This is a genomic window from Enorma sp. (genome assembly GCF_982429025.1).
In genome coordinates, this window is sequence record NZ_CEWCAA010000047.1 from 1 (window position 1) to 16,695 (window position 16,695).

The following is a 16,695-nucleotide window of genomic DNA, read 5'->3' on the forward strand; positions in this document are numbered from 1 at the left end:
TGGGAGGGCAGGGCGCCGCTGACCGGTGGACGGCACCGAGCCGTTCGCTTAACATGAATGAGGGCCTTCGGCTGATGCCGGAGGCCCTTTTTCGTATATACCTATACAATGGTTGCGGTTTAGATGCAGTACAGATCTTGGAGGTAGCCATGGCAGAGGCTGGTATCGGTGTCGATATCGTCGAAATATCGCGCATGGAGCAGATCCTCAAGCGCACCCCCTCGTTTGCACAGCGCATGTTCACCGATGAAGAGCGTGCGTATTGCGAAGCTTCGGCTCGTCCTGCTGCACACTATGCAAGCCGTTTTGCCGCCCGAGAGGCCGTGCTTAAGGCGTTGGGAACTGGCTTCGCCAAAGGAATCGGTCGTAAGGATGTGTCGGTGTCGCGCGACGCTTCCGGGCGCCCGTCTGTCGTGCTGGCGGGGAGGGCTCTCGAGGTAGCCCATGAGCTCGGAATCATCGAGGTTGCTCTCTCGCTATCCCTTACCAGCGATCTTGCCGTTGCGAATGCTATGGCCATTACCGAGAACGCCCGACCTCGGCCGAAGGAGAAGCCCGAAGATGAGCGCCAGCGTATCGCGCGGTCTTTTCGAGAGGCCCGATCTGTGCTCGATGAACTTGAGCGAGTGCAGGATAATGAGCTGAGATCTGTTTCCGGTGAGACCATAATCGAGCATGGGGGTGTCTATGAGACCGGTTCTGAGCTGTGATGAGGTGCGCCGTCTCGAAGACGTAATTGAAAAGGAGGGCACGTCGAAAGCCGAGCTCATGGAGTTTGCCGGCGAGTTCGTTGCCTCCGAAGCGCTTAAGGGCAATCCGAGCCGTGTTGTGATTCTCGTTGGATTTGGCAATAACGGCGGGGACGGCTGGGTTGCTGCAGACATCTTGGCTCAAAAGGATGTTCGCGTTGATGTGGTGAGCCCAGTTGAGCCCGATGAGATATCTGCACCCTTGGCGCGCCATGTTGCCCGACGCACCGCTGGTCGCGATGTCAATATTGTTGTGGGCCCATCTAAAGACGAGCTCAGTGAACTTATCGGCGAGGCCGATCTGGTTATCGATGCCATTCTGGGCACCGGTTTCCATGGAGAGCTCCGTCCGCCATTTTCTATCTGGATTCCTGTTGTGAACGAGCTGGAGCCTACCGTGCTTTCGGTCGACGCCCCTTCAGGTCTTGATGCGCAGACCGGTGTGGTCGAGCATGACTGTATACGTGCTACCCGTACGGCGACCATGCTCGCGCCCAAGCTTGGCCTATATAGCGCCGACGGTCCCGAATATGCTGGCGAAATCGTGTGCGGGCGTCTGTACGACCAGCTTGATGAGGTAATCGATGATGTTGAGCATGAGGCGGAAATTGTCGACCCCGCCGACTTGATTGATTTCTTCGAGCCTTTGCCGATGAACATCAATAAGTATTCCCGTGGTTCGGTGCTCGTCGTTGCCGGCTCCGCGACGTATCCGGGCGCGGCGATGATGGCCGCAAAGGCCGCTGCGCGCGCGGGGGCTGGATACGTTGCCGTGGCGTGTCCTTCTGCCTGCGCCAATCTGGTTCGCATGGCCTTGCCATCCGTTCCTGTTATCGATATCCCCTCAGATTCGCGCGGCGCATTCGGGGCTGCTGCGCGCAAGGCGGTGTGTAAGGCCGCCGAAAAGTTCTCCTGCGTGCTCTGTGGCCCTGGTATTACGACTGCTGCAGGCTGCATCGATGTGGTATCGGGGCTTCTGAAAATGGATGTTCCGCTCGTGTTGGACGCCGATGCCCTCAACTGCCTTGCGAAGTATTCCATCGGCGGAATCGATAAGACGCCCGAGCTTTACCGGCGCGATGCACCCCTTATCCTGACGCCGCACCATAAGGAGCTCTCGCGTCTAATTGGCGACGATCCGGTCGCTGACCTCGGTACGGCAATCGAAGCTTCGCGCCGGTTACTCTGGGCTGCCGGCTCGGAAGATATGATCGTCGTGGCCAAGGGCCCGTCGACCGCTGTGGCGGGCGTGGAGAAGGTTCTCCTGCCTATGGCTGGGCCCGCTTCACTCGCCACGGCTGGTTCGGGCGATGTTCTTGCCGGTATCATCGCAGGTTCTGTCGCGCAGGCTCACAACTACGCAGGGCCTTGGGAGCTGCTGTGTGCCTATGCAGTAACCGTGCACTCGTTCACGGGATTCGCCGCAGCTTCTAGATTTGGCGAGAAGAGCGTGATCGCGACGGACCTCATCGATCTAATCGGGGACGCTATGGAGCTTGCTGCAGAAAGCGCCCTCAACGATTTGGGCGTGCTCGATGAGGGCTCGCAGGTAGAGGAGGCGTAAGGCGCGATGTCTCAGGTGAAGGTGCCCGAGGGGCGTTGGTCGTGGGTCGAGATAGATCGCGGGGCGCTCCGTCGGAACTTGCGTGCCTATAAAAGCTTGCTCGCTCCGCGGCAGAAGCTGTGCTGCGTTGTCAAGGCAGATGCTTACGGGCACGGGGCTATCGAATGCGCGCGCGTGCTCCATTCGGCTGGCGCCGACATGTTTGCGGTCGCCACGGTTTGCGAGGGCGTCGAGTTGCGCGAGGCTGGAATCCAGGCCCCGATTCTCATATTGAGCGAGCCGCCCATAACCGCGATTCCGCAGCTTATTGAGAAGAACATCATGCCTACCGTCTACACCATCGAGTTTGCGCTCGCCTATGGTGAGTGCGCTGTGCGAGCGGGTACAGTGGGCAAGTACCACCTCGCAATCGAGACCGGCATGAACCGGATCGGCGTGCACTATGCCGACGTGCTCGAGTTCTGCCGCAATATCAACTTCCATCGTGGGATTCAATGCGATGGCGTGTTTACGCACTTCGCTACTGCCGAAGACGTTGCCGGTTGGGATTACAAGCTCCAGTGCAAGCGTTTCGAAGAGGCGGTCCGCGCGCTTGAGGATGCGGGCTTCGATTGCGGTACGGTGCATTGCGACAACACGCCGGCCACGATGCTCGACCCCTCGACGCACTACGATATGGTGCGGGTTGGCATTGGGCTTTACGGGCTCTATCCGTGCGATTCATCGCGTTCGGTCATCAAGCTCGATCCCGTTATGAGCGTTCGTGCACGGGTGACGCGCACCGCTCATCCGGCGATGGGCGAGGGCGTGAGCTATGGGTATACGTACCGCGTTCCGCGCACGGCAGTGCAGATATGCACGCTGCCCATCGGTTATGCCGACGGCCTTTCGCGCACGCTTTCAAATCGTATGGAGGTGCTGTACCGCGGAGAACGGGTGCGACAGGTGGGCAATATCTGCATGGACCAGTGCATGGTTGCTATCCAGCAGACGCCCATCCATCAGATTCCCGAGGCGGAATATGGCGACGTCATGACCATCATCGGCCGCGATGGCGACGCTGAGATTAGCGCCGATGAAATGGCGCGGTTGCGCGGAACGATAAACTACGAGGTGGTCTGCGATTTCGGGATGCGCCTCGACAAGGTGTACCTCTAACGAGCCTCCCTAGGGCGTTTGAGGCCCGCCTGCCAGCGCGCCTTCGACGCGTGGCGCGCCTGCGAGGGTGCGGGCATGCAACGCTTCGGCGCATAGGGAGAGATAAGGAGCTGCCATGGGCATCATGCATATTCCAGGCCACACCCGGCAGGCGCCGCGCGAGGTGGCGCTTGAGGAGATCCGCGCCGTCATGGGGGATTGCCGGCTCTGCGAGCTCTGCCAGACGCGCACGAACATCGTGTTCGGCGTGGGCAATCCGCATGCTCGCGTGATGTTCGTGGGAGAGGCCCCTGGGCGCAACGAAGACCTCCAGGGCGAGCCGTTCGTTGGCCGCGCGGGGGAGAACCTCAACAGCATCCTGTCGTTAGCCGGGCTCACGCGCGACGAGATCTATATCGCCAACGTGCTGAAGTGCCGCCCGCCGGGAAACCGCAACCCGAAACCAGATGAGGTCCTTGCCTGCTCTCCGTTCTTGCGTGAGCAAATCCGGAGCATATGGCCAGATGTCATTGTGACGCTTGGCAACCCGGCGACGCATTTCGTGCTCAAGACCGAAACCGGGATCACCCGGTTGCGCGGAAGGTTCCATCAAACGGGTCATTTCACGGTTATGCCCACCTTCCACCCTGCGGCAGCGCTGCGAAACCCTGCTTGGCAGGAACTGCTAGAGGAAGACTTTCGGATGCTGGGAGACTGGCTTGCGCGCCATCCGGCCAGCGGTGCGGGCGCGCATGCGCAGGGCCAGGGCGCGGGCGAGCCGAACACGGTGGAGGCCGAACACAATGCCGACGCGTTGCCGCGTCCGGAGGAGGGCTGATGGCGCTCGTGCGGGAGGCGGCGCTGCGATATCGTAGCGGATCGCAGGAGGATACAGAGCGCTTTGGCGAGATTGTCGCGCCGCTTCTCGCCGATGGTGACGTTCTTGTGCTTACCGGTGGTCTCGGTGTGGGAAAGACGCACTTCACCAAGGGCGTCTCTCGCGCCCTGGGTGACGAGCATCCGGTTACGAGCCCTACGTTCGCCTTGATGGCCGTACACGATGGCGGGCGTATTCCGCTCTTCCATTTTGACCTGTATCGGCTTGAACACGCCTACGAGCTGGAGGATACCGGCATTTTCGATGTGCTGGGCTACGAAGGTGCGTGCCTGCTGGAGTGGGGCGAACAGTTTCAGGATGAGCTGACGGATGAGTACCTGGGCGTTGTAATTACACGGACCGGCGAACATGAGCGCATGATCGCGCTTGAGCCTCATGGGTCGCGCGCTGCAGAGCTCGCGGCGGCAGTAGATGATGCGGCTCGCGCGATACCGTAGGGATGCCCCGTGGCCCAGCAGCCCGTTGCTGCCCTGGCTGCGGATTGCGATGGGGCGGCAAGCGGGGCAGCGGTTCGATTTGTTGTGCTGCATGCGAGTTGGTTTTGCCGGCAGGACGGGATGATGTGGATAAAAATGTCGATTTTCTGCGATATGAGGCTGGAGCGCGGGCGGTCTAGTAGCAATAATCAGGTCCGGAACATGAAAAGCGCTGGAATTTGGACGGCGTGAAGCGATAGCGGGCACACATTCGCGTTTTTGAGAGCGACGGAGCGCCTAAAATCGACACTTTTAGCCAGAATGGGACGAAAGAGTGAAGCAGATGTCGAGTGAACGCCTCGTGGTGGCAATCGATACATCGACGGACATGCTTGCGTGCGCGGTTGCGCGCGTAACGGATGCCGCTGGCGACGAGCGGATGACGATTGATGTTCTTGCGACGGGCGACCATATGTGTCGTCGCCGGGCGAACGTCGAGCTTGTGAACACGATTGACGCCGCCCTGGCCGATGCAGGGCGCTCGCGTGACGAAGTCGATGCCTATCTGGTTGGACGTGGCCCCGGCTCGTTTACGGGCGTTCGCATTGGCATTTCGACGGCGAAAGGGCTTGCCCGCGGCGCGAACGTTCCCCTGTACGGTGCGTCCACGCTCGATGCCTGCGCATGGACTGCGTGGCGTTCAGGCGTGCGCGGCCTGCTGGGCGTTGCGGCCGATGCGATGCGCGGCGAGGTATACCCTGCGCTCTACCAGCTTGACGAGGCTGGCGCGCACCGCACGTTCGACCGTGAGCGCGTCGTCAAGGCGGCCGTTGCGGTTGAGGAATGGGCGGCGCGCCCAGATGCGGCGAGCCTGCAGCTTACGGGCGATGGGCTTAAACGCTATGGGTCCCGGTTCAACGAGGCGGGTCTGACCAATCGCATCGATGAGTCACTCTGGCACCCGACGGGTGAGGGGCTGCTGCTTGCGTGGCGAGCTGTCGAAATGGGCGCAGTTGCAGGTCCTGAGGCTGTTGCTGCCGTTGACGCGGTGGCGAGCGCCGGGGCTGTTGCTGCCGCGGACCCTGCTGCGGTGCACGGCGCGCGCACATCGTGCGACCCCGCGCTTGTGCTGCCCATCTATACGCGCCTCTCGGATGCAGAGGAGAATGAGCGCAAGCGCTTGGGGCTCGTCCAGAGTGCCCAGAGCGAAGTGACGGGCGTGGCAGATGAGCTTGCCGGCCGTCACCTGCAGTTTAGGCCCATGGGTGCGGCGGACGCGGAGGCGGCATCTGCCCTCGAGACGTCCTGTTTTGCCGGTGCCGCCCATACGCCGTGGACGCCAACCCAGTTCCTTTCGGAGTTGGGCGAGGACGCCACCGTGCCGCGTAGTTGGTGGGTGGCTCATGACAACGGCGAGCTCGTTGGTCTTGCGGGAGGCATGGTCATCGAGCACGACGTGCAGATTCTCGATATCGCCGTGGCGCCCGAGCGCCGGCGCGCGGGCATCGCTCGAAAACTTCTGGCCCATGTAAGCTACGATGCCCAGATGCTTGGGTGTACGACGGCGTCGCTCGAGGTGGAAGACGGAAACGCTCCCGCCATGGCGCTGTACGAGCACCTTGGCTTCAAGCAGATTGGCCGGCGCCGAAACTACTACGGTCAAGGCACCGATGCGCTTGTGATGCAAGCGGAGCTTCCGCTTGCTCTTCCAGTCGATGCCGCCTCGCCCGAGCCGACATCGGCCGTGATGCGTGCATGGCCCCTTGCACCGGTTAATCGGACGGAGGATGAGCGAACCGAGATTGAGCGACGCAAGCTCGTGCTCGCCATCGAGAGCTCGTGCGACGAGACGGCTGTCGCGATTATCGATGCCGAGGGCTCGATGCTCGCCAATCAAGTTTCGACGCAGATTGATTTTCACGCTCGCTTTGGAGGCGTGGTGCCCGAAATCGCTTCGCGCAAGCACGTTGAGGTTATCGTTGGCGTGGTGGACGCAGCGCTTGAGGAGGCATCGCGGGCGCTCGGCCTTACCAGTGGCACCCTCGAGCCGAAAGAGCTTGCGGCTGTGGGCGTGACGCAGGGTCCAGGCCTTGTTGGGGCGCTCGTTGTTGGCGTGGCGTTTGCCAAAGGCTTCGCCTATTCAGCAGGGGTGCCGCTCATAGCGGTCAACCATCTTGAAGGCCATCTCTTTGCCAATCTTCTTGCCCAGCCGGACCTCAAGCCCCCCTTCATCTTCACGCTCGTCTCGGGTGGTCACACCATGCTTGTTCATGTGCGCGACTGGGGGGACTACCGGGTACTGGGGGAGACCCTCGACGATGCCGTGGGCGAGGCGTTCGACAAGGTGGCAAAGGCGCTCGGCCTGGGCTATCCCGGAGGGCCTATCATCTCGCGTTTGGCCGAAACCGGTGACCCCAAGGCAATCGACTTCCCGCGCGCGCTCAACCGCAAAGGGGATTACCGCATCTCGCTTTCGGGCCTCAAGACGGCGGTGGTCAACTATATCGAGCAGGAAACGGCCGCAGGGCGCACCATCCATCTGCCCGATCTTGCGGCATCGTTCGAGGCGGCGGTGTTCGACGTGCAGTACAAGAAGGCTTGGAACGCCTTGCGCGAAACGGGCGCACGCGAGTATTGCATCGGCGGCGGCGTGGCGGCCAACCCGCATCTCCGCCAAATGATGGTCAAGAAACTTGGGCGCCAAGGCGTGCGCGTGACGCTGCCGCCTCGCGATGCCTGCACTGATAACGCCGCAATGATTGCCGAGGTGGCGCGCCGAAAGTTCGAACGCGGAGAGTTCTCCGGTTTCGATATCGACGCAGACCCGAATATGACGCTGTAGCCCAGACGGGCGGGGCCGCTTTCGGCGGCGTGCCGGGCGTTGGATACTCGCGCAAAGCGTTGGCGGGCGTTGGATGCTCGCGCAGAACGTTAACAGGCAGGAAATCGCAAAAAAGAGGGGGTGTAAAAAGCAGTATTTCGCGATTTCGTGCCCGCAAACTCGGAAAACGTTCTCGTGGCAGGTGTCGGGGACAGGTGCCCGGGCTGGGGACAGACCCCCGGCTCCGCCGCCGGTTCCGGTCCTCGGCCTGGGCTTACAGCTCGATGACGAGCTCTACAGGGCAGTGGTCGCTGCCGAAGATGTCGCTGCGGATGGTTGCGTCGCGAACGCGGTCGGCGATGGCATCGCTCACCAGGAAGTAGTCGATACGCCATCCCGCATTGTTCTTGCGCGCGTTGAACCGATAGCTCCACCAGCTGTAGGCGCCCTCCTCGTCTGGGTGCAGCAGGCGGAAGGTGTCCGTGAAGCCCGCATCAAGCAGCTCGGTGAACTTACCGCGCTCCTCATCGGAGAAGCCGGCATTGCCGCGGTTGCTCTTGGGGTTCTTGAGGTCGATCTCTTCGTGTGCAACGTTGAAGTCGCCGCAGGTTACTACGGGCTTGCCGGTTTCGCGCTCAAGCTCTTGCAGGAATGCTCGGTAGGCGTCGTCCCAGGCCATGCGCGTATCGATGCGCGCGAGTTCGTTCTGCGCGTTCGGCGTGTAGACATCGACGAACCAGAAGCGCTCGAATTCAAGCGCGCAGACACGGCCCTCGGTGACGGCTGTCGCGACAAGTTCGGATGCTGCGCCTTCTGCGGCGAGGGGGAGCAGCTTTTCGGCATGGCGCACCGAAAGCGGGGCTCCGAGTGCCTCCTCGCGTACGAACACAGCGGTACCCGAGTAGCCTTTGCGCTCGGCATAGCTCCAAACCTGCAGATAGCCGGGAAGATCTATGTGCGCCTGGCCTTCCTGCATCTTGGTTTCCTGTATGGCGAGGATGTCTGCATCCAGCTCCTCGGCGATCTGGGTGAAGCTCGGGTCTTTCTTGAGGACGGCGCGCAGGCCGTTGACATTCCACGATGCGAACTTATACGCACGCTCCGCAGCGACGGGGGTGATTTGAGACATACATGCTCCCTCGAACGGGGGTGGATACGAAACGCTGCGTCCATCCTAGCGTATCGTGGACCGGGCAGTATCGGGGAGGCTTCCTGCCATCAAGCGAGCACAGTGCGCATGGATGCCATGTGGCGTATTGCGGAGCGGGCACAGTGCGCGCGGACACCAGGCGGCGTATAGTGGATAGTGCGCTTGCTGCCGGTGCGGCGTGCACGCATGCGCCCGATGGCGCGTGCCTCCTGACCGTCGCCGGCTTGCGCCGACCGCATGCAGAAGGGAGGCCCCATGCTCGGGCAAGGATGGACGACATCTGATTCGGATGAGGCGGCGGAGAAGCTACGGGATTTGTTCGATGCCCATGCGCGCTCGGTCTTCTTTGGCGGGGCTGGCGTGTCCACGGCGAGCGGCATTCCCGATTTCCGTAGTGCGGACGGGCTCTATAGCCAGCGCTTTGCCTACCCACCGGAAACCATGCTCTCCCATTCCTTCTACGAGGCCCATCCGGCGGAATTCTTCGCCTTCTACCGCGAGCGCATGATCGCGCTCGATGCTCAGCCAAACCAATGCCATCGCAAGCTCGCCGAGCTTGAGCGCTCAGGAAAGCTCGATGCCGTGGTAACGCAGAATATCGACGGGCTGCACCAGGCAGCGGGAAGCCGGTGCGTGTGGGAGCTGCACGGATCGGTGCATCGCAATATCTGCCAGCGCTGTGGGACGGTATATTCGGCCGGCCAGATGGTTTCTCGTGAACTCGAGGACGAGGAGGGCATTCCCCGTTGCCCTGCATGTGGTGGGAGAATCAAGCCGGATGTCGTGCTGTACGAGGAACCGCTCAACCAAGATGTGATCGAGGGGGCCGTGCGCACCATTGCCTCGGCTGATGTATTGGTGGTTGGTGGAACATCGCTTGTGGTGTATCCGGCAGCCGGGCTGCTCCAGTATTTCCAAGGCGATACGCTGGTTATCGTCAATCGCGATCCCACGCCGCAAGACGCACGGGCAGACGTCCTCATCTCGTGCGATATTGCGCAGGCGTTCTCGTTCTAACTGCCGGTTCTCGGTGGTGGCCGCTTTGATGCTTTGCGCCGCCCTGGCCGGCGCGCCCGTGCCTGTGTGATATCCGCGCGTGGCGAGGCTTTTGCGCCTCAGGCGGATACAATAGAACTAACTCTGTATCGACCGGTGCGGCGGGCTGCGCGGCGCCGAGGCGAAAGGACCTACATGGCGTACGACACCAAAGTCTGGCGTTGCGGAAAATACACCCTTACGTTCGACCGACCGCGCATCATGGGCGTGCTCAACGTCACGCCCGATTCGTTTAGCGACGGGGGCGAGCACTTCGATACCGATGCGGCCATCGCGCATGGCCTGGCCATGCTCGATGCCGGAGCCGACATCATCGATGTGGGTGGGGAGTCGACGCGCCCCGGTTTTCGCCCGGTGAATGCCGACGAGGAGGCTCGCCGCGTGCTGCCGGTCATTCGGGCGCTCGCCGCCAAGGGGGCCGTCGTGTCGATAGACACGCGCCATGTCGAGGTCGCGAAGGCTGCCGTGCGCGTGGGTGCTTCGATCGTAAACGACGTTACCGGGTTCACCGACCCTAAGATGGTCGAGTTTGTGGCCAAGAACACCTGTGGCGTGATCATCGTCCATGCCGGTGAGGTGTCCGAGCAGCCGGCGCGTGCGCGCACCGCGGTCCAGTTGGATACCTCGGCCGCGGCGTTTGTTGCCGAGAGAGCGCGCGAGGCGGAAGAGGAGGCCGCTGCGGCAAAGAGCGGAAAGGCCAAGCGGGCGCGGGGCAAGCGCACCGGCAAGCTGGGAGCCACGTTCGTGCAGCCGCAGCTTCCCTTCGGCGAGGCGTTCGGCGCGGAGGAGAAGGAAGCCGCGCCATCTGCCGAGGCTGCCCCGGCGGCTCACGATGAGGTGCCTGCGGATGGAGCCGTTTCGGGCCAGGACGCCTCGGCGGGCGCGCAGGGCGCTGACGGCCAAGAGGCCTCGCTCGTGGTGGATGAGCTCGCTGCGGTGATGCGCCGGTCTGCACTCCGTGCTGAGGCATATGTGAGTACGTATCAGCCGCGCCGTTTCACCTTGCCGGATTCCGCCCCGATCATGCGCCGTGTCATGGGCTTTCTCTCCGACCAGGCTCGTGCCCTCGTGCGCGCGGGCGTGTCGCGTGACCGCATCTGCATCGATCCGGGCGCCGGTTTTGGCAAGTCGGCCAACGAGGACGTCATCATTCAGCGTGAGACCGCGAAGATGGCCTCGCTCGGCTATCCGCTGCTTTGCGCTGTCTCGCGCAAGCGCTTCATTGGCGCTGTGTCCGGCGTGGAGGAAGCGGCGGACCGCGATGCGGCCACGTTCGGCGTGTGCCTGGGTGCTATCGAGAACGGGGCGAACATCGTGCGGGTGCACGATGTCGCCGGGTTCGCACAGTTCCTCAATGGCTTCTGGTCGGTGGCGCGTCCGCAGCCGCGACGCGCGTTCGTGGCGCTCGGCTCCAACATGGGCAACCGCACCGACAACATTCGGGCAGCTCGCGACCTTATCGCCGAGATCCCACTCACCTGCGTATCTAATTGCTCACGCATCTATGAGAGCGAACCTGCATACGAGACCCGCCAGGCGCCGTTCGCGAACGCCGTTGTAGAGATCAAGACGGAGCTTGCGCCCTTGGTGCTGCTCGACGAGCTTCTCTCCATCGAGAACTCGTTGGGCCGCAACCGCACCAAGAGCGCGCGCCCCAATGGTCCGCGCGTGATCGATTGCGACCTGGTGTGGATGGACGGCGAGCGCCATGGCGGCGATAAGCTGCGCCTGCCTCACCCCAAGCTCGGAGAACGCGATTTCGTGCTCGTTCCGCTCGAAGACCTCATGCACGACCCAGCCCGCTTCTTCCGTTATGAGGGCGTCGAGGTGCTCGAGCCGGAGGAGCGTATTGGACATGTGGTCGGCGAGCTTGGTTCGCTCTAGTGTGACGGTAGTGCGGGCGGGCGTGATGATGGCAACACGGACGGGTGCAGCGATGGCCCGTGTGAGCGGGCGCGGGTGGCGTGTCGTTGCCGGGTGCTGCCGATGACGCGCGACGAAGCATGGCAGGTGCTGGGCCTTGCCGAAGGAGCCTCGCGCGAAGAGGTTTCGCTTGCCTATCGCGAGCTCGCGCAGATGCTCCATCCCGATAAGTTTGGCGAGAACAAGCGGCTGCGCGCTCGTGCGGAGCAGCAGATGCGCCGCATCAACGAGGCGCGCGACGTGCTGCTCAAGGGTGGCGGGCGAGCATCGCACAGTGGTGCGCGGCCTCGCGGGGGAGCTCGCTCGGGTTCCGGGCGCGGAGGTGCCGCCTCTGCGAACTCGCCTGAGCAGATTCGCCTCGAGGCCGAGGCGCGGGTTCGCGCCGCCGAGACGGCACGCCTTACCGTGGTGGCTCAAGCGCGCACCATGCGAGAGCGTCGCCGCAGCATGGGAATGCTTGCGGGCGGGGCGGCTGTCGTCATGCTCCTGTGCTCGCGGATGCGCGGCACGATCGGGGTGCTTGCGTTCTCCGTTGCTTCGATGCTCGTGGTGTGGAGCATCGTCGATGTGGTGAGTCTTTCCGGGCAGATTTCTGTGCTGCAGAAGCGCTCCGCCGAGCTGCTGCGCCAGCGCGATGCCGCCGCCAAGATTGCCGAAGAGGCGGCGCGGCTGTAGCCTTCGCTCGCGGCGGGGCTGGTAGGCGGGGCTCCCGCGCATGGATTGGTGTATTTGCCCCGTGCTAGAATGGGGCGCGTGATAGGCGGCAACAGGGCGAAGGGAACGCGATGGCGCAGAATACGCAGGGGCCGGGCGCGGTATCGCCCCAGCTGGACGAGATGGTGTGCGACCTCATCGGCTTCATGCTTGATGAGCTCGCCGCGGGCTGCGACCCGGGTGTCGTGGCGTGCATGGAAGATTCCCAAGGCAACCGGAGCGAGGCCGCATTTAGCGATGACGGCGAAGAGGAGTGCCTTGAGGCAGCGCGTTCGCTCGTTGCTCGCAGCGCGCAAGGTGTTCCCGAAGATGGGGTGGGGCCAATTGCCCGCTACGCCATCGGCTGCGTCGGTGGCGTTCAGCTCGAGGACGGCTTTGCGGACGCCGTGCTTGTGAGCTTCTACGAGCACGGCCTTGCGACGGAGGTCGGTGCGCCCACGGGCTACTCTGCCTACGTGCTCTATGAGGGATTTGGCTTGGGCGACGATTTCGCCTATGCCGATCCGATGCCCGCGGGCGAGGAGCCGCCGCTCATAGAGGGATAGCGGAGCGCATTGAGCGGTCTATTTAATTAATAACTCCCCTCCAATTGCCATTTTATCCAAATTTGCGCTAAGTCGGTCTTTTTTCCAGCGATATGCTTGCGGTCTCTAAGCGAGCTGGTAGGCACCCGTATTGCAAGGCTTCTACCGGCGCGATGGAAAAACCGCACCGCCATTCTGCAGGTTGAAAGACCGACATAGCGCCAATTTGGCTAATTTTTCAAGATAGTGGGGTTATTAAATAATACGCGGGCCCAACAATTCATCCACAAATGAAAGCTATCGGCCGGGTGGGCCTGTGCACTTGCCGTTTGGCGCTATAATCTGCTAGTTCGCCGAAATGAAGCTTGTTTTTATATGCAATGGGAGTAGTAATGCGCGTCGAAAATCTCAGGAATATCGCCATCATCGCCCACGTCGACCACGGCAAGACCACCATCGTGGACAAGCTGCTGCGCGCCACGGATGCCTTCCGCGCTAACCAGCAGGTCGAGGACCGTGTGCTCGACTCGAACGACCAGGAGCGCGAGCGCGGAATCACCATTCTCGCCAAGAACTGCTCGATCGAGTACAAGGGCGTGAAGATTAACATCATCGATACCCCCGGCCACGCCGACTTCGGCGGCGAGGTCGAGCGCGTGCTCAAGATGGCCGACGGGGCGCTTCTGCTCGTCGACGCCTTCGAGGGCCCCATGCCCCAGACGCGCTTCGTGCTGCGCCATGCAATCGACACCGGTCTTGCCATCATGATCGTGCTCAACAAGATCGACCGTCCCGGTGCCGATCCGGAGAAGGCGTACAACGACTGCCTCGATCTTATGGCTGATCTTGGTGCCACCGACGAGCAACTTGAGTTCGCCATGGAGCACGTGGTGTATGCAAGTGCGGTGAACGGGTATGCCCGCCGCGATCCCGATGACGGCAACATGGATATGTATCCTCTGCTCGACATGATCATTGACGATATGCCCGCGCCCGAGGTTGACGAGACGGCGCCGCTCGCCATGCAGTGCATGACCATCGATCACTCCAGCTATGTGGGGCGCATCGGCATCGGCCGCGTGTTCTCGGGTAGTCTGCATAACGGAGACACCATTCTTGTGGTAAAGAACGACGGCTCGAGCTCAACTGCGGTCGTCAAGCAGCTCTTCACGTTCGACTATCTTGGCCGCACTGAGTGCCAGGAGGTCCAGGCCGGCGACATCGCCGCTGTGGTGGGTATCGACCGCACGGACATCGGTGATGTGTACACTGACCCCGACAATCCGGTGCACCTCGACCCCATCGAGATCGATCCACCCACGCTTTCCGTTGTGTTCGAGGCGTCAACCTCGCCGCTCGTGGGCCGCGATGGCGACATCGTGGGCGCTCGTCAGCTCAAGGAGCGCCTCGAGCGCGAGGGCGAGAACAACGTGACCATGCGCATTGAGGAGCTTGAGGACAAGAGCGGCGTCGAGGTCTCCGGTCGCGGCATCTTGCACCTGTCCGTTCTCATGGAGACCATGCGTCGCGAGGGGTACGAGTTCCAGGTGGGCCGCCCGCGCGTGCTCTTCAAGAACGACGAGAGCGGCAACAAGATGGAGCCCGTTGAGCAGGCTGTAGTCGAGTGCCCCGACGAGTACTCGGGCAAGGTCATCGAGGTGTTCGGCAACGCCGGTGGCACCATGGTGAGCATGCAGGCTGGTTCGACCGTTACCCATCTCGAGTTCAAGATTCCTACGCGTGGCATCATGGGCCTCAAGAACCGCATCTTGAACGTCACCCATGGTGAAGGCGTGTTCTACCACACCTTCCTGGAGTACGGTCCCTATGCCGGCGAGCTCGGCGGGCGCAACAACGGCGCCATGATTTCCATGACCACCGAGAAGGCCGTCGCCTACGCCCTCGGCACGCTTCAGGAGCGCGGCCAGCTCTTTGTTGAGCCGGGCACCGAGTGCTACGAAGGCATGATCGTGGGCGAGCGAAGCAAGCCGGGCGACATGGTGGTGAACATCGCGCGCACCAAGAACCTGGGCAACCAGCGCTCCTCAACGGCAGATATTGCCGTTCAGCTCACGCCGCCGCGCACCTTTACGCTCGAGGAGGCGCTCGAGTACATCGCCGACGACGAGCTTGTGGAGGTTACGCCCAAGAACATTCGTCTGCGCAAGCGCATCTTGAACGCGACCGATCGCAAGAAGGCTGCGGTGCGCTCCGGTCAGGTGAAGAAGTAGCCACCGAAGGCCTTGCCCGTGCGGCAGAACGCGTTACATGCCAAAGTACGCAATAAGGGGTCGATTTAGGCCCCTTATTGCGTAATTCGGCATGCAAGTTGCATTTTAGCGGTCGACGCGGGTGCACGCTGCCGCTATAGATGCGCGCAGCCGCGGGCAGGGCGCGATAGGTGCGTGGTCCGCGACGAGCTTTGGAGGCCTGTGGCAGGTCGCGTGCCATCGCCCGGCCTGTTCATCGCTACACATCGAGCTTTCTCTGGCCGCGCTTGCGACGCATGCGCTTGAGGCGCGAGAGCGCTTCCTTGCGGCGCTCTTGTTCGCGACGCTCTTCGATATCGGCAAGGGTGCGCTCACGGCGGTCGGCGAGGGCATCTGCGGAGCGCGCGGTAACCTCTCGGCGCGCACCAGCAACGTCGGCGGTGCGGTGCCGGCGCGGCACCATGCGTGTGAGGTCGACCTCGGTGGGGGATTGGATGTTATAGTGCAGCGAAAGCCATCGCACGAACATGGTAAGCGCTGTGCTGAACGTGAGCGCGGCGATGTTGTTCACGCTGCACCCCTGGACCAGAAAGATATAGGCGGTGGAGCCGGCTATGGCCGCGATAGCGTAGAAGTTGCCGCGCTTAAAGATCGAGGGGGTTTTCGCGAGGCAGATGTCTCGCAGCAAGCCGCCGCCCACGGCGGTGAAGAAGCCCATCATGACGCAGACGGTCGGCTCGAAGCCATAGACCATTGCCTTGTCCGCGCCAACGGCTGAATAGAGGCCGACGGCAAAGATATCCAGGATGTCGATTATGCGATCTTGTCGCTCGACGATCATGGGGAACACAAAGGTGATGGTTGCCGCGATAAGCGAGGTGGGGAGCGCGAGCGGTTGGTTCAGGATGTAGACGTCGCCCACCTGCAAAATGATGTCGCGCAAAAGACCGCCGCCCAGGCCCACGAGAACGGCGAGCCAGAGCGCTCCAACGAAATCGAGCTTGTGCTGGCGCGCGGAAAGCACACCGGTGACGGACGAGACCACCACGACGAACATCTCGATACCCAGCGGTACGGCGGCTTGCTGCGAGGCGACGCCGGATTGGGCGACGGCGACGGCTGCTGCGGGGGCGGCAGCGAAGACGGGGTGCATCGGCGGTCCTCTCCATGTAAGGCATGCGGGCGAAAGACTGAGTGCTATCTTACATCGCTTTTGATGGGGTCATTTTGGGTCATTTTGGGACGGGTCCGTTTTGACTCATCTCGTACACGGATTTGTGTCCAACACTACGATGAGTCAAAACGGACCCGTCCCAAAATGACCCAAAATGACCCACGGCCGTGTCAAGCGGAAAGAAGGGTTGGGGCAATGGGTGATTTGGTTTTGGAAAAGGAAACTGGCGGAGGAGGAGGGATTCGAACCCTCGTACCCGGGGACACCGGGTAAACGGTTTTCGAGACCGCCGCATTCAACCACTCTGCCACCCCTCCGCATGGGGTGAACGGCGCGCCATCGAGGAAGAGGGCGCGCCG

At 62.1% G+C, this 16,695-nt stretch carries 13 protein-coding genes and 1 tRNA gene; 11 read left to right on the forward strand and 3 right to left on the reverse strand.

Annotation, left to right across the window (positions count from 1 at the left end):
- The first annotated feature begins 149 nt into the window (after positions 1 to 149).
- From acpS to tsaD, 6 genes are all read left to right on the forward strand, one after another.
- The gene (gene acpS / locus AC1VS5_RS07770) at positions 150 to 710 is read left to right on the forward strand and encodes a holo-ACP synthase (RefSeq protein ID WP_481218259.1); all 561 of its coding nucleotides are present in this window, start codon (positions 150 to 152) and stop codon (positions 708 to 710) included.
- Entirely contained in the window at positions 688 to 2,313 is a 1,626-nt protein-coding gene (locus AC1VS5_RS07775) for an NAD(P)H-hydrate dehydratase (protein WP_481218260.1), read from the forward strand. The genes acpS and AC1VS5_RS07775 overlap by 23 nt, the downstream gene beginning before the upstream one ends.
- A gap of 6 nt (positions 2,314 to 2,319) precedes the next feature.
- Positions 2,320 to 3,471 (forward strand): alanine racemase, encoded by a 1,152-nt coding sequence (alr, locus tag AC1VS5_RS07780; protein ID WP_481218261.1) that lies wholly within the window; start codon positions 2,320 to 2,322, stop codon positions 3,469 to 3,471.
- A gap of 115 nt (positions 3,472 to 3,586) precedes the next feature.
- Complete coding sequence (locus tag AC1VS5_RS07785; RefSeq protein ID WP_303214980.1) at positions 3,587 to 4,288, forward strand: uracil-DNA glycosylase; 702 nt, start codon at positions 3,587 to 3,589, stop codon at positions 4,286 to 4,288.
- The gene (gene tsaE / locus AC1VS5_RS07790) at positions 4,288 to 4,785 is read left to right on the forward strand and encodes a tRNA (adenosine(37)-N6)-threonylcarbamoyltransferase complex ATPase subunit type 1 TsaE (RefSeq protein ID WP_329740372.1); all 498 of its coding nucleotides are present in this window, start codon (positions 4,288 to 4,290) and stop codon (positions 4,783 to 4,785) included. Before AC1VS5_RS07785 ends, tsaE begins: the two co-directional genes overlap by 1 nt.
- 322 nt (positions 4,786 to 5,107) lie before the next feature.
- Positions 5,108 to 7,606 (forward strand): tRNA (adenosine(37)-N6)-threonylcarbamoyltransferase complex transferase subunit TsaD, encoded by a 2,499-nt coding sequence (gene tsaD, locus AC1VS5_RS07795; protein ID WP_481218262.1) that lies wholly within the window; start codon positions 5,108 to 5,110, stop codon positions 7,604 to 7,606.
- A gap of 253 nt (positions 7,607 to 7,859) precedes the next feature.
- Here tsaD and AC1VS5_RS07800 read toward each other — a convergent pair whose 3' ends face one another.
- The gene (locus AC1VS5_RS07800; protein WP_481218263.1) at positions 7,860 to 8,714 is read right to left on the reverse strand and encodes an exodeoxyribonuclease III; all 855 of its coding nucleotides are present in this window, start codon (positions 8,712 to 8,714) and stop codon (positions 7,860 to 7,862) included.
- A gap of 276 nt (positions 8,715 to 8,990) precedes the next feature.
- On the opposite strand from AC1VS5_RS07800, the gene AC1VS5_RS07805 reads away from it, so the two are divergent.
- From AC1VS5_RS07805 to typA, 5 genes are all read left to right on the forward strand, one after another.
- Positions 8,991 to 9,752 (forward strand): NAD-dependent protein deacylase, encoded by a 762-nt coding sequence (locus AC1VS5_RS07805; RefSeq protein WP_481218264.1) that lies wholly within the window; start codon positions 8,991 to 8,993, stop codon positions 9,750 to 9,752.
- 174 nt (positions 9,753 to 9,926) lie between these two features.
- Positions 9,927 to 11,675: a dihydropteroate synthase gene (gene folP, locus AC1VS5_RS07810; protein WP_481218265.1), complete on the forward strand. Its 1,749-nt coding sequence runs from the start codon at positions 9,927 to 9,929 to the stop codon at positions 11,673 to 11,675.
- 102 nt (positions 11,676 to 11,777) lie between these two features.
- Positions 11,778 to 12,389, forward strand: coding sequence for a J domain-containing protein (locus AC1VS5_RS07815; protein WP_481218266.1), 612 nt, complete (start codon positions 11,778 to 11,780; stop codon positions 12,387 to 12,389).
- A 110-nt stretch (positions 12,390 to 12,499) separates the two neighbouring features.
- The gene (locus AC1VS5_RS07820; protein ID WP_204628005.1) at positions 12,500 to 12,973 is read left to right on the forward strand and encodes a hypothetical protein; all 474 of its coding nucleotides are present in this window, start codon (positions 12,500 to 12,502) and stop codon (positions 12,971 to 12,973) included.
- A gap of 371 nt (positions 12,974 to 13,344) precedes the next feature.
- Complete coding sequence (gene typA, locus AC1VS5_RS07825; protein WP_287748873.1) at positions 13,345 to 15,183, forward strand: translational GTPase TypA; 1,839 nt, start codon at positions 13,345 to 13,347, stop codon at positions 15,181 to 15,183.
- 238 nt (positions 15,184 to 15,421) lie between these two features.
- Here typA and AC1VS5_RS07830 read toward each other — a convergent pair whose 3' ends face one another.
- A complete protein-coding gene (locus AC1VS5_RS07830) occupies positions 15,422 to 16,315 on the reverse strand; it encodes a trimeric intracellular cation channel family protein (RefSeq protein WP_481218267.1) in 894 nt (297 codons plus the stop codon).
- A 245-nt stretch (positions 16,316 to 16,560) separates the two neighbouring features.
- A tRNA-Ser gene (locus tag AC1VS5_RS07835) sits at positions 16,561 to 16,653 on the reverse strand.
- Positions 16,654 to 16,695: the final 42 nt, after the last annotated feature.

Coding starts and splice junctions, on each gene's coding strand:
- acpS (WP_481218259.1), top strand. CDS start 150: ATGGCAGAGGCTGGTATCGGTGTCGATATCGTCGAAATATCGCGCATG.
- AC1VS5_RS07775 (WP_481218260.1), top strand. CDS start 688: ATGAGACCGGTTCTGAGCTGTGATGAGGTGCGCCGTCTCGAAGACGTA.
- alr (WP_481218261.1), top strand. CDS start 2,320: ATGTCTCAGGTGAAGGTGCCCGAGGGGCGTTGGTCGTGGGTCGAGATA.
- AC1VS5_RS07785 (WP_303214980.1), top strand. CDS start 3,587: ATGGGCATCATGCATATTCCAGGCCACACCCGGCAGGCGCCGCGCGAG.
- tsaE (WP_329740372.1), top strand. CDS start 4,288: ATGGCGCTCGTGCGGGAGGCGGCGCTGCGATATCGTAGCGGATCGCAG.
- tsaD (WP_481218262.1), top strand. CDS start 5,108: ATGTCGAGTGAACGCCTCGTGGTGGCAATCGATACATCGACGGACATG.
- AC1VS5_RS07800 (WP_481218263.1), bottom strand. CDS start 8,714: ATGTCTCAAATCACCCCCGTCGCTGCGGAGCGTGCGTATAAGTTCGCA.
- AC1VS5_RS07805 (WP_481218264.1), top strand. CDS start 8,991: ATGCTCGGGCAAGGATGGACGACATCTGATTCGGATGAGGCGGCGGAG.
- folP (WP_481218265.1), top strand. CDS start 9,927: ATGGCGTACGACACCAAAGTCTGGCGTTGCGGAAAATACACCCTTACG.
- AC1VS5_RS07815 (WP_481218266.1), top strand. CDS start 11,778: ATGACGCGCGACGAAGCATGGCAGGTGCTGGGCCTTGCCGAAGGAGCC.
- AC1VS5_RS07820 (WP_204628005.1), top strand. CDS start 12,500: ATGGCGCAGAATACGCAGGGGCCGGGCGCGGTATCGCCCCAGCTGGAC.
- typA (WP_287748873.1), top strand. CDS start 13,345: ATGCGCGTCGAAAATCTCAGGAATATCGCCATCATCGCCCACGTCGAC.
- AC1VS5_RS07830 (WP_481218267.1), bottom strand. CDS start 16,315: ATGCACCCCGTCTTCGCTGCCGCCCCCGCAGCAGCCGTCGCCGTCGCC.